Source organism: Ruegeria sp. G7 (genome assembly GCF_056535465.1).
Genome location: NZ_JBQFIL010000003.1, coordinates 47719 through 60477 on the forward strand (window position 1 = coordinate 47719; position 12759 = coordinate 60477).

Consider the following 12759-nt stretch of genomic DNA (forward strand, 5'->3'; position numbering starts at 1 on the left):
ATTTCTGGACGCTTGCTTCAAAAAATTGAGTAAAATCAGTTCCAATTTGTGCCTTTAATTTCTGGACTGTGTCCTTAATTGCCGGACTGTGCCTTAAATTCCAAGACCGTGCATTCTGGGGATAAGTCGTGTGTTAGGCAGACGTGATCCGGTACAGGGACCCTTCGGTCCTTCACCGAATGTATGTGAGGTCCCTGGTTGGTGGCCTGTGGATATCCGAGAATTAAGGGCACAAAACCTGGGTAAATGCACCAAGATGCATCTGCGTCCAGAAATTAAGGGCACAGTGACATCAGTCTTTGGGCGCAAGTTTGGTTTGAATGATAAATTGCGTGACCGGGTCAAGGTTTTCACTGTCCAACAAGGCCAACAGCTGTTCATCCAGCTGAGTTTCGTTCCAGTCCCGCATCGCAATCGCAATTTCCATTGCCAATGCACTATCGTCCTTTAATACCTCGGCGAAGACCCCAGTAATCCGGTTTCTGAATGCAGGAGATACCGTGCCACAATCGGCCAATGCACGCACAAGCGATCGCTTGCTGTTCGGCTTCAAGGTCTCCGTCTTCAATGCATCGCTGACGACTTCAATGGCCGACAAGCCGTCCATGGCGATCCCTGACAGAGCCCATTCGTACACGTAAGCCGAGTTTGAATGCATCGCTTGTGAATACCGGGATTGAACCGCTTTTCTCGCCCTGTCATCGTCAATTTGCAGCCCCATCAGTCGGATCGAAACCGGAACAAAGCTTAGCCGGTTAATGGTGCCGAATTCTTGCAGCAACATGTCTACAGGAACCTTGTTGCGCAAAATCTGGATGCTGCTGTAGGGGGCACGATCTATTTCGATCAGTGCGGTATCGCGTAGCACCAAGTCTTTGTCCGAAAGAAACTGTGCAAAAACTCAACCCGTTCGGCGTAGTTCCCTTTGCCCGGTCGCCAATGCTCACCCACGATCCATAGAGCTTCGAGAAATTGCTCTCTGTCGGGGGTCAGAGAAAAAATTCTGGTCCATTTGCGCGACAGCCCACGCCCGGCCGCATCTTTGGTTGTGGTGCCAAAAGTCAGCAAAATTAACTTGTCAGGGTCGGCCCGGAATGCAGCACGCGTACGGCTATCGATCAGGAAGGGGATTTCGGGCATCCGCTCAAGCCCTTCGGAAGTGCCTTTTATGACCCTTACGGGAGTGAATTTGAAGGGATTATCCGGAGCAGGCCCGGACAGAACGACGATCTCGGCTGCAAGTAGGTGATCTGCGAGCGTTGTCTCTGGCAATGTCGTGCACACCGGGCAAGCGTTTACCATTCTTGGCGTGGAAACGAAACCGAATACGATGACGACAAAAAGCAAAAAACTTACCGCACTTCGATTGCGATCAGGGCTGCGCGATGACCTGAGATTTTGCTGCCACTTAAGCATTTATCGAATCCCCCCAAGCCTTCTGGATCGATCAAAACGATACGTCCGTATTCCGACCGGATAAGTCCTTGGCCTGTCAAGGTGCCAAATTGAATCGAGGCTATCGGCAATGAGATATTCGCCAGTTCGGGGATTTCCAGTTGGGTGGCGTGGACGACATCGGTTTGGGCCGACCCATGGAAAATACCTTCAGAGCCCGTCGAGGCGGCTAAATGCAAAAAACCTGCATCAGAGCAGCTGACCACTGCAATTTTCAACCTGGATTCATACTTCAAAGAACCTGGTAGCAAAACCAAAATTCTATTCCGCGACGTTACTATCCAATGCGATCGGGTCGAGAGTTCTGATACGTCCGTAGTTCAATTCGATCAGGCCTTCTTCCTACATGCCCTGGAGGCGTTGGGGCGCTTCTGAACATGTGATGTTGGCTAAATTGGAGAGATCTTGCTGGCTCGCTTCGCCATGATCTCTTCCAGATAGCGATAGGAAACGCCGTATCGAACATAGAAGAACACTGCGAATAGGATCACATACTCCGGTGCCTGTGCACCTTTGAAAGAAATCATGAGCTGGCTTTCGACTTGATACGACCGACAGACATTCACTCGCTGATTCCGAAATCGTCAATGGTCGAAGGATTGCAACGGAACCCTCTCAACAAACATAAGAACTTGATCTTGCTTCAATCGGCCCTAATGCTCGAGAACATCTTAATTATTTCATATTGGCAACTGAAAGTAACGTATTGATCCTGATTAAGCGCCTTGCAATTGTATCTGGTGTCTACGTCTATGCTGCGTCAAACGCACTGCTTTCCGGTGGCCTTGGTCCGGTGAGCCGGGACTATGGCATCACCGAATTACAAGTCGGCATAATCCTAAGTCTCGGCGCGTTGGCTGTTGTACCCACAGCGCCCCTATGGGGCGTTTTGTCAGAGCGCGTGGGCCGCCGTTCCCTGGTTTTGACCGCTATTCCGTTTGTTTTGCTCAGCCCGTTGATAATGGCGCTGGTGTTCTCAAACATGTTGGTTCTGGCCAGCAGCGCAACGGTCTATACGCTTGCAGTTGCCCGCACCGTAAAGGGCGTGTTCGGTGGGGCGCTCATTCCGTCGACGCAGGCGCTCATTGCCGATACTACAGACAGCAAGACGCGCGTCTCAGGCATGGGTCTTATGGGGGCTTCCGTCAGTTTGGGCGCACTTTCAGGGTCAATGCTGCTCTGGTTGACCGCCGAGCGGGGCATTGCAGTCGGCTTTGTTGCGCTTCTTCTAGCAGGCTTGTTTGCGTTTTTTCTGTCTTTGAAATTTCTTCCGACCTCGCAATTACATATCCGGCCAAGGACGAAAAAACCCATTCGATTGTCTCGGTTCTGGAAATTCTTTGCGATCACGATGGCAGGCTTTGCTGGCTACACCATGGTGGTTCCGATCATCGGGCTTAAACTAATGGATGACCTGCAAGTAAACAGTACCGAGGCAATGAAATCAACAGGCTTTATTCTTGCAGGCGCAACTCTGTCGTTGACGATATCACAAGTGTTTGTGGCAACACGAAAGGGATGGGATGCGCGTCGGTTGCTGCGGTCAGGCAGTATTGGCGCTTTGGCCGGAATAGGGATCATGATTCTGGCGGATGATGTGTTGGTTCTGGCGATTGGCATGATCGCCGTTGGTGCTTCTCTGGGGGCAGTCGCTCCTGGCGCTATGGGTGCGCTCAGCTTATCGGCCGGTACAACGGATCAGGGTCGAGTGGCGGGCATCAATACGGCTTTTCGCGGAATGGGAATTGCTGCCGGGCCGGTTCTCGGCACTGCACTTTACAGTTTTGGTACAGACGCGCCACTTTGGGGCGCGTTGGCGCTTGTGTTTTGTGTTGCGGCGTTGAGCTTGTCTTGTCGGCAACCCAATGTTTGAGCCGCACAGCCAAAAAGAACCATCCATTCTCGGCTAAACCTCTACACGCGTTTACGCGGATCGCTCACACCTCGTGAACACAGTTCACAGCAATGCCAACAGTCCCTTGGGATCCGTTATGGTTATGCTGGCGCGTCCGAGGCTTATCAGTTTTTTGCGCTCCAGTTCCGCAAGGCGAGAAGAAACAACACCGCGCGATAGGTTGGTCAAGGTAGCGATCTCTCGGTGCGTGGCATCGACGATCGCTGGAACAGGAGGGTTGGGTTCATACAGCCCGGCCATTCTGGCCAGGACGGCAACAAGGCGTTCATGGCTTCCGCGGCGCATGAGATCATGGGCAAAACCAATCGCCCGCTCTTGGTTTTGGATCTGGTTCAACAACAGTCGACGCCAAATATCCGGGTAAATCTCAGCAAAACTCACGAACTCGTTGCTTTTGACAACCAAAATGGTCGAAGGGCGCGTAGTATACGCGCCGATTTTACGTCTTTTTGTTCCAGCCAGCCGTGCTGCTCCAATCCACACCCCAGGGTGCATCAGAAAGCTCTTTTCGATCACGTTTTCAGTTCCTGCTGACTCGATAGCAATCGCACCCGAGGCCAACCCGAAGAGGTCACCGGCAGGGTCGTCGATGGAATAAAGCGGCTGCCCGGCATCAAGCGTTACATGGTGAGTGATGCCCAGGAACGCGTCCAGCAATTCACCCGATAGGGTTGAAGCCCAGCCATGATGTGAAAGATATTTTTTCGCATTTGCGCTTGATATGTGCATTCAATTCCGCCTTCTGTCCGAATTCGGACAAATAGATTTATTCGAATGGCTACAGTCAAGGGGCGAATCTGACATTTCAGACATAAGTTTGCGATTCTTTAGGGTGACTGATGTCTTCATTGGAACGGTTTTTCTCTCTCGGCTGGTTCAGGCGGCCTCCTATGTATTGGCAGCTTCACCGGGGCATTCAATGCCCCCAGTCCGGCTTAGGTCCGCGAACATCTGCCACCACTCATGGTTCCGGATTGGCAGGCTGCGGGGGACCGTACCGAGTTGATTGGGGCGTTCTGACAGGCCCGGAATCGAAAGCGCGCCGATCCATCATCCATAACAATTTGCCCACACAGTAAGGAACACCTGATGCAAAAAATCATTCCTTCTCTCGCTGCGACACTTTTTGCGACGGGCGTTTTTGCACAAGAAGCTCCGCCCGAAGCGTCCGATAGTGTTTTGAAGGGGCGCCCTTATTCCCCCTATGCCGACCGCGCGTTTCCGACGCGGCCATTGTTCGGCGACACGCATGTCCACACCGCGTTGTCGGCTGATGCGGGAGGCGGTGGAACAACACTTTTGCCACGCGACAGCTATCGATTGGCTCGTGGTGAGCAGGTGATTTCTAACACTGGTCAACCTGTCAAACTCTCCCGTCCCCTGGATTTCTATATGATCACAGATCATTCCGATGGGATGGGCGCCATTACCGACATTTTGTCCGGTGCGCCCAACATCATGGCCGATGAACAAGGGCGACAATTTCACGAAGCCTTTGCAGAAGGTGGGCAAGCGGCCCGTATGGCAGCTCAGGAACTCACAAAACAGTTTGCACAAGGCACAATTTCGTCCGAACTCAACTACCAGCCCGGCAATCCGGCCTACAAGCGGGTCTGGGATGATATCATCGCCGCGGCGGAAGAGTTCAACGACCCCGGGGTATTCACCACTTTCATCGCCTTTGAATGGACCTCATTGGTCTCGGGCAACAATCTGCACCGCAACGTCATTTTTCGAGATGGGCCCGAACGCGCAGGTCAGGTCGTGCCCTACACCACAACACCACCTATGGGGTCGAGCAATCCGCGTGACCTCTGGGCTTGGCTCGAGAACTACGAAACGGTCACGGGTGGCGACGTTACCGCAATTCCGCATAACGGCAACCTTTCAAGCGGCATGATGTTCCCGCTCGTTGATGATTTTGCCGATGGCGCGCCGCTCGATCCGGCATATGCCGAAGCACGCCAAAAGTGGGAACGGCTTTACGAATGGACCCAATTCAAAGGGGATGGCGAAGCGCATCCCATGCTATCGCCCGAGGATGAGTTTGCCAACTTCGAGACTTGGGATTACGGCAATCTCGACGCGACAGTTCGAAAAACGCCCGAGATGCTGCCGGGTGAATATGCAAGGTCTGGTTTGTTGCGTGGGCTGGAACTGGGCGCTGTACTTGGGTCCAACCCCTACAAGTTTGGTGCCGACGGCGCTACTGATACGCATACCGGCCTGACCACGGCGCAGGAAAACAACTTTTATGGCAAATTTACTGCTTATGAACCCAACGGTGAACGGGCGGCGCATGTCGGAAGGACATATCCGAACGGTGATGTTGCGTATGACTCGTCCATCTATTCAGCCGCGGGTTTGACCGCTGTCTGGGCTACGGAAAATACTCGTGGTGCGATCTTTGATGCCATGGAACGGCGCGAAACCTACGCGACGACCGGATCGCGCCTATCCGTAAGGTTCTTTGGTGGCGATTATGAAGCCGACGCGATGAACCGTCGTGATCTGGCTCAGGTCGGTTACTATGGCGGGGTCCCCATGGGTGGTGATCTTGCGACGCCTGCAGACGGCGAAGCGCCTGACTTCCTCGTCTATTCTCTGCGTGATCCGTCGGGTGCAAATCTTGACCGCGTGCAGATCATCAAGGGTTGGATCGATGCCGAGTCCGGCGAGGCCATGGAAAAGGTCTATGATGTCGCGTGGGGGGGTGACCGGTCTCCGGATGAGAACGGAAAACTGCCGCCGGTTGGCAATACCGTCGACCTGTCGGTGCCGTCCTGGACAAACACCATCGGTGCGCCCGAGCTTGGTGCCGTCTGGACCGATCCGGATTTCGATCCGGCAGAACCCGCATTCTATTATGCCCGGGTCATCGAAATCCCCACTCCACGGTGGACGGCTTATGACGCTGTAAAGTTCAATGTTCAAATGGCGGACAGCGTTGTGATGACCACACAGGATCGCGCCTACACATCGCCCATTTGGTACACGCCCACAAATTGAGGAGTGCACTTTAATGATCAGGGAACTCGCTATTTCCGTTTCACTGCTCGCATTCGCGGGGGCGATCCACGCCCAGGACACGCCGGCTGTTGCTCCTGCAGGCGACTATTCGCCCTATCCGAGTCAGGATTTCCCCAATCAGGTTTTCTTTGGCGATACACATCTTCACACGTCGTTTTCAGCGGATTCGGGTTTGAACGGCAATTTGCTGGGCCCGGATGAGGCTTATCGTTTTGCGAAAGGGGAGACAGTCGTTTCCACAACCGGGCAGAATGCGAAACTAAGCCGCCCCCTTGATTTTCTTGTTGTTGCTGATCATGCAGAAAACTTGGGACTACCCGTAGCGATTGAAGAAGCCAACGAGGATCTGCTGGCGACCGAATGGGGGCGTCAGATCTATGAGATAGCCAAACCCGGGACGTTTGAAGCTAGACGGGACGCTCAGAATTTCTGGGCTACGATGCGGCAGACCGGCGTGAACGAGCTAGCCGATAACCAGGACATGTCGATTACGATGTGGCAACGCGTCACAGACGCCGCAGACAGGCACAATATTCCTGGTGCATTCACCGCCTTCATTGGTTTTGAATATACCCTTGACCCCTCCGGCAACAATCTGCACCGCGTCGTGGTCTTCAAGGATGACAAGGAGAAAGCAGATCAGATTATTCCGGTTTCAGTTTACGAGGCCCCGGACCCTGAGGACCTTTGGGACTGGATGGCTTCTTACGAGGAGCTGACCGGAGGGCAACTCCTGGCCATCCCGCACAATGGTAATCTGTCGAACGGGCTTATGTTCTCGGAAACCGGTCTGCTAAGTGGTGAACCGATTGACGCCTCTTACGCTGAGCGACGCATGCGCTGGGAGCCTTTGTACGAGATCACTCAAATGAAGGGCGATGGTGAAGCACACCCGTTCCTGTCTCCCGATGATGAGTTTGCCGACTTCGAGACCTGGGACGGTGGTAGCTTTGGAGTCGAGCCCAAAACGCCCGAAATGCTGCCCAATGAGTATGCCCGAACCGCTTTGATGCGTGGTCTTTCAATAGGGGATAGGTTGGGGGCGAACCCATTTAAGTTTGGTGTGATCGGGTCGACTGACAGCCACACGTCGCTTAGCACTGTCGAGGAGAATAATTACTTCGGTAAATTTCCAGCGGTGGAACCAACTGCCGACCCGATCAGATTTGATGAGGCTGCAACAGCGCGCCTTGCAGAGGACGACGCGCAAAAGAACTTTACGCGAAACACTAGTGCTGGCGGGCTTGCTGCGGTTTGGGCACGTGAGAATACGCGCGAAGCCATCTTTAACGCGATGATGCGAAAAGAGGTCTTTGCGACCACAGGGACACGTATCCGGGTTCGTGTCTTCGCGGGTTACGATTTTGATGAATCCGATCTCCCTCGGTCGGACTTCGCGGCGCATGGCTACGCCAATGGCGTACCTATGGGGGGTGATTTGGGAAAGAGTGAAGACCGTGCGCCGCGTTTCCTTGTTCGTGCTTTGCGGGATCCGGATGGTGCCAACTTAGACCGTGTGCAGATCGTAAAGGGATGGAACAACGCCGATGGCACAACGTCGGAGCGCATCTACGATATTGCTTGCGGCGGACGTGCTCTTGTTTCAGCGAAGTGCTCGGCTCCGGTCGGCAACACCGTAGATGTAGCGAATGCCAGCTACACCAATGAGATTGGTCAGGCGATCCTTGGTGGCTTCTGGCAAGATCCCGAGTTCGACCCGACGCAGGCTGCTTTCTACTATGTCAGAGTATTGGCAATTCCGACACCTCGTTGGACGACGTATGACGCAAAATTCTTTGGAGTAGAAATTCCGGAGGATGTCCCAACATCAATCCAAGAACGCGCCTACACATCGCCCATTTGGTACACGCCCGCAAATTGAGGAGTACGTTGCGATGAAAAAGCTCGCTGCGCTTTCTGTATCCACGCTTGCTCTGGCAGGGGCGCTTCACGCTCAGGACACGCCGCCGGTTGCTCCTGCCGGCGAATACTCGCCCTATCCAAGCCAGGATTTCCCCAACCAGGTTTTCTTTGGCGACACCCATGTGCATACGACCTATTCCGCTGATGCCGGTCTGATCGGCAACACATTAGGGCCGGACGCGGCCTATCGCTTTGCCAAAGGCGAAACGGTCACGTCATCAACCGGGCTTCCAGCCCGTTTGTCGCGTCCGCTCGATTTTCTCGTTGTTGCCGATCACGCCGAGAATCTTGGGACGGCGCCATTGCTTGCGGCGCGTGACACCCGGCTTCTCGAAACAGAATACGGGCAGTCGCTTCAGGCTGCCATTGATGCGGGGGATTTACCCGGCGCGTGGGAGATTTTTCTGTGACAAAGGCGTCTGGGGAAGACCCACTCGCTGATGTACCCGGCGTCTATGACAGCGTCTGGCAAGAGATTACCGCGGCTGCCGAAAGCCACAACCAGCCCGGTGCCTTCACTGCATTTATCGGGTTTGAATGGACCTCGACCTTTGATCGCTCGAACCTGCATCGCAATGTGATCTATCGCGGCGGAAAAGAGAATGCCGATATGCGACTACCCTATTCTGCCTACGACAGCGTGGATCCAGAAGATCTATGGGACTGGATGGCGCAATACGAGGCCGATACAGGCGACCGCCTTCTGGCCATTCCACACAATGGAAACCTTTCTAACGGGCTGATGTTTGACACTGTCAAGCTTGACAGCGACGAGGCGCTTGATGCCGAATATGCGGCACGCCGCGCCCGTTGGGAGCCGCTATATGAAGTGACTCAAATGAAAGGGGATGGTGAAGCCCATCCCATGCTGTCACCTGATGACCCGTTTGCGGATTTTGAGACATGGGACAAGGGCCAGCTTGGTCCCAATCCCAAGACGCCCGAGATGATCCCAAACGAATATGCGCGCGAAGCGCTCAAGCGAGGTTTGGCCTACCAGACTGAATTTGGTGTGAACCCGTTCCGGTTTGGGATGATCGGCTCGACCGACACACATACTTCACTCTCAACTTCTAAAGAAAACAACATGTTCGGTAAGGTTGTCGCCCTCGAACCGACAGTAGACCCGATCCGGTTTGAAGAAGTGGTGGGGGGCATAGGAGGTGACGAAAGTGTTGCGCAATATGCGTGGCAGACCAGCGCCTCCGGTTTGGCTGCCATCTGGGCGCGCGAAAACACGCGCGAAGCCCTTTTTGACGCGATGATGCGCAAGGAGGTCTATGCAACAACAGGTACGCGCCTGCGCGTCCGTGTCTTCGCAGGGTACGACTTTGATGCCTCTGACCTCCCTCGGTCAGATTTCGCGGCTCACGGTTACGCCAATGGCGTACCTATGGGGGGTGATCTGGGAACGAGTGAAGGTCGTGCGCCGCGCTTTTTGGTGCGGGCGTTGCGTGATCCGGACGGGGCCAATCTGGATCGGATTCAGATCATCAAGGGCTGGCTGAATGCGGATGGAACGACCAGTGAAAAGGTCTTTGACATTGCATGCGGTGATCGAAAGGTCATCGACGGTCAATGCGCTGCTCCGGTCGGGAATTCTGTTGATTCCGATGAAGCCACTTACACCAACGATATAGGCCAACCGATCCTTGGAGCCTATTGGGAAGACCCGGAATTCGACCCAGATCAAAGTGCTTTTTACTACACGCGTGTTCTGGAAATCCCAACCCCGCGCTGGACGACCTATGACCACAAGTTCTTTGGTGTCGAACTGCCGGAAGGCGCGCCTGAGGCCATTCAGGACCGGGCCTATACCTCACCCATTTGGTACACGCCCTGATCCTAAAACCCGAAAAAAGCGCGGCAAACGCGTGAAGTGATTTAAACGAGGTGACAAATGAAGATGTTTTTGCGTGACAAGCGTCCGATGATGGGCGCGGCCATCATTGCTACCCTTACAGTTCTGCCGGTAAAACCAGCGATTGCGGTTGAAGGAGGGTTGGGCGCCTATTTTCTGGGAACCAGAGATACGTTTGCCGGTTTCGTGCCCGAGCCGGGAACTTACACAAGCCTTACATTCGACCATCTTGATGGCAGCGTGGACGGCGTTTCGCTTGCGGGTCTTCCGATTGCGGCTGACGCAGACCTCGAACTTAATCTCTGGCGACTGGGTGTTACTCAGGTGTTCGACGCGCAGCTCTTTGGCGGAACACCCGCCATAAACCTCACTGTTCCTTTTCCTGTTGCTGAACTCACGTTCACGGCAATACGGCCTCCGTTGCAAGGAGCCAGCATTGACGATACGTTGTCCAGTTTTGGTGACATCAGCCTGACCGGACTGGTGGGTTGGCATCGGGGCAATCTGCACTATAGTACGGGGCTGACCGTTTATGCCCCGACTGGAGAGTATAATACGGCATCCATCAATCTGCAGGAGCGCACAGTTCAAGTATTGAATGCAGGCAAGAATGTCTGGTCGTTCCAGCCCTTCTTTGCCGCGACGTGGTTCGTTCCGGAACGTGGTTTTGAGGTTTCAGGAGCGGCCAGCCTTTTGTTCAGCGAAGAAAACGATGCGACCGACTACCAGACGGCCCCTGCGTTTCAATTAGAAGGCGCGGTGGTGCAGCGCTTCCGCTCGGGCTGGGGCGTTGGCCTCGCTGGCTATACCTACCATCAGCTTGAGGATGACAGTGGCGCAGGTGCCGAACTTACCCGGATCGCCCTGGGGGCCAGCAGCCTGCGGGCTCAGGTCAGCGGTATCGGGCCGCTTGTCACCTATTCAGGTGGTACCCTGCTGGGCGCCGATGCTTCCCTCAAGCTTAAATACACACATGAGTTTGCGGCAAAGCGGCGGTTCGAAAGCAATGTCCTGACGGCCGTGATTTCATTGGCGTTCTGACCTGCGGGATTTTCAACATGAAGCCGACACTGTCATGGGTGATTGCAGGAGTTCTGGTCCCTTGTGTTGTCCAGGCACAGGAAAATTCGGAGTCGTTGCAATCGGCAGCCAACGACCCGACTGCGTCGATCATGTCGTTTCAGCTGCAAGGGTTTCATTCGTTCAATCTGCATAACTCGCCTGAAAACAGCAGCCTTATGCAATTCCGCGCCGCGATCCCGTTTACGTTGGGGTCAACCAACCACATTGCGCGGCTAACACTGCCGTATGTGACCGACAGCGCCACCGGGCAGTCCGGGCTGAGCGACACCACCCTGTTTGACCTCATAACCTTTAATCGCTCATGGGGTCGTTTCGGAGTGGGTGCTGTGGCTCTGTTGCCCACGGGTAAGGATGGATTGAGCGCGGAAAAATGGGCTCTGGGGCCAGCGGCGGGGTTTGCGAAACAGGAAAAATGGGGACTCTGGGGGTTTTTCAACCAGAACCTTTTCACCGTCGCCGGGGATGACGGCCGGCCAGATGTCAACCTGTCCACAATTCAGCCTGTGTTCAATTACAATCTTGGCAATGGCTGGTCCGCCGGAACATCCGAGATGGTGTTTGTCTACGACTGGGAGGCCGGCGATTTCAGCAGCCTGCCGCTGGGGGTCAAGGTGTCCAAGCTCGTCAAAGGCGGAGGTCTGCCCTGGCAGTGGTCCTTGTCCTACGAACACAACTTTGACGATGACGCAATCTCGGCCGCCGATACTGTGAGCTTTACGTTGAAACTGTTGGTGCCAAAGGGCGTCTGAAAGCATGGATAATGATCTGATGAATGTGAGCTGGCAATCAACGAATCCACCACGCACAACGGTGCCATCAAAAAACAGACAAAGCCTACTTGGGCGAATTATCACGGAACCATTTATTCATTTTGCGATCCTCAGCGTTGCGATCTTTGGATGGTTCAAGCTGGCGCAGCCAGACGAATGGTCCTTTGATCCAGACGCGCGGGTTATCATCATCGATCAGGGTCAGATCGAAATTCTGGCCCGTCAGTTCGAAGATACATGGCGGCGAGTTCCGACGGCGGAGGAGTTGGCTAAGTTGAAAGAGGACTGGCTGAACCGCGAAGTGTTGGTGCGCGAGGCGCTGGCGTTGGGTTTGGATGGCAATGATGAGATCATCCGCAACCGGCTGGTGCAGAAGATGAACTTTCTTCTGGCCTCCGAGGCGGGTGCGGCCCGCCCCGAGGATGAGGTGCTGCAGACCTACCTGACAGACAATGCCGAGGCGTTCACGACCCCGCGCGCCTTGCGGTCAGCCTTGTTTACCTGGGGCAGAACCCCAGCGATACGTTTGTCGACCAGACGCGAACGCGTTTGTCAGCAGGGGAAGATCACCGCCAGTTAGGTCAGGCGTCACTGATTCCAACAGGGTTTGATCTGAGCGCCCGCACTTCTGTCGATGGCAACTTTGGGACGGGTTTCTTTGATCAGTTGCAGCCCTTGCCGCTGGGGGAATGGAGCGGACCTGTCCAATCGTCCTTCGGGCT

General features: G+C 54.5%; 12 protein-coding genes and 1 pseudogene. 8 read left to right on the forward strand and 5 right to left on the reverse strand.

From position 1 onward, the window contains the following. Window positions 1-292 precede the first annotated feature (292 nt). The 4 genes and pseudogenes from ACR3EN_RS20510 to ACR3EN_RS20525 form a co-directional block, all read right to left on the reverse strand. Complete coding sequence (locus ACR3EN_RS20510) at window positions 293-868, reverse strand: hypothetical protein (protein ID WP_480918505.1); 576 nt, start codon at window positions 866-868, stop codon at window positions 293-295. Then, on the reverse strand, window positions 847-1416 hold the full coding sequence (locus ACR3EN_RS20515; RefSeq protein ID WP_480918506.1) for a hypothetical protein: 570 nt from the start codon (window positions 1414-1416) through the stop codon (window positions 847-849). Before ACR3EN_RS20515 ends, ACR3EN_RS20510 begins: the two co-directional genes overlap by 22 nt. Continuing rightward, the gene (locus ACR3EN_RS20520; RefSeq protein ID WP_480918507.1) at window positions 1353-1691 is read right to left on the reverse strand and encodes a hypothetical protein; all 339 of its coding nucleotides are present in this window, start codon (window positions 1689-1691) and stop codon (window positions 1353-1355) included. Before ACR3EN_RS20520 ends, ACR3EN_RS20515 begins: the two co-directional genes overlap by 64 nt. Before the next feature lie 177 nt (window positions 1692-1868). Beyond that, a pseudogene (locus ACR3EN_RS20525) lies at window positions 1869-1982 on the reverse strand (IS6 family transposase); the annotation flags it as partial. A gap of 158 nt (window positions 1983-2140) precedes the next feature. Here ACR3EN_RS20525 and ACR3EN_RS20530 point away from each other — a divergent pair. Then, the gene (locus ACR3EN_RS20530) at window positions 2141-3328 is read left to right on the forward strand and encodes an MFS transporter (RefSeq protein WP_170744552.1); all 1188 of its coding nucleotides are present in this window, start codon (window positions 2141-2143) and stop codon (window positions 3326-3328) included. A gap of 84 nt (window positions 3329-3412) precedes the next feature. Here ACR3EN_RS20530 and ACR3EN_RS20535 read toward each other — a convergent pair whose 3' ends face one another. Then, window positions 3413-4099: a Crp/Fnr family transcriptional regulator gene (locus tag ACR3EN_RS20535; RefSeq protein ID WP_480871156.1), complete on the reverse strand. Its 687-nt coding sequence runs from the start codon at window positions 4097-4099 to the stop codon at window positions 3413-3415. Between the two features lie 360 nt (window positions 4100-4459). Here ACR3EN_RS20535 and ACR3EN_RS20540 point away from each other — a divergent pair, with 360 nt between their 5' ends. The 7 genes from ACR3EN_RS20540 to ACR3EN_RS20570 are packed head-to-tail and all read left to right on the forward strand — an operon-like array spanning window position 4460 to window position 12617. Continuing rightward, window positions 4460-6379 (forward strand): DUF3604 domain-containing protein, encoded by a 1920-nt coding sequence (locus tag ACR3EN_RS20540; protein ID WP_170744550.1) that lies wholly within the window; start codon window positions 4460-4462, stop codon window positions 6377-6379. A gap of 13 nt (window positions 6380-6392) precedes the next feature. Beyond that, the gene (locus ACR3EN_RS20545; RefSeq protein ID WP_170825399.1) at window positions 6393-8282 is read left to right on the forward strand and encodes a DUF3604 domain-containing protein; all 1890 of its coding nucleotides are present in this window, start codon (window positions 6393-6395) and stop codon (window positions 8280-8282) included. Next, on the forward strand, window positions 8218-8733 hold the full coding sequence (locus ACR3EN_RS20550) for a DUF3604 domain-containing protein (RefSeq protein ID WP_480918508.1): 516 nt from the start codon (window positions 8218-8220) through the stop codon (window positions 8731-8733). Before ACR3EN_RS20545 ends, ACR3EN_RS20550 begins: the two co-directional genes overlap by 65 nt. Next, window positions 8730-10166: a DUF3604 domain-containing protein gene (locus ACR3EN_RS20555; protein WP_480918509.1), complete on the forward strand. Its 1437-nt coding sequence runs from the start codon at window positions 8730-8732 to the stop codon at window positions 10164-10166. Before ACR3EN_RS20550 ends, ACR3EN_RS20555 begins: the two co-directional genes overlap by 4 nt. 57 nt (window positions 10167-10223) lie before the next feature. Beyond that, complete coding sequence (locus ACR3EN_RS20560) at window positions 10224-11225, forward strand: SphA family protein (protein ID WP_480871029.1); 1002 nt, start codon at window positions 10224-10226, stop codon at window positions 11223-11225. Between the two features lie 17 nt (window positions 11226-11242). Next, window positions 11243-12016, forward strand: a complete 774-nt coding sequence (locus tag ACR3EN_RS20565) for a hypothetical protein (protein WP_480825872.1) — start codon at window positions 11243-11245, stop codon at window positions 12014-12016. 4 nt (window positions 12017-12020) lie between these two features. Next, a complete protein-coding gene (locus ACR3EN_RS20570) occupies window positions 12021-12617 on the forward strand; it encodes a hypothetical protein (RefSeq protein WP_480918510.1) in 597 nt (198 codons plus the stop codon). Window positions 12618-12759: the final 142 nt, after the last annotated feature.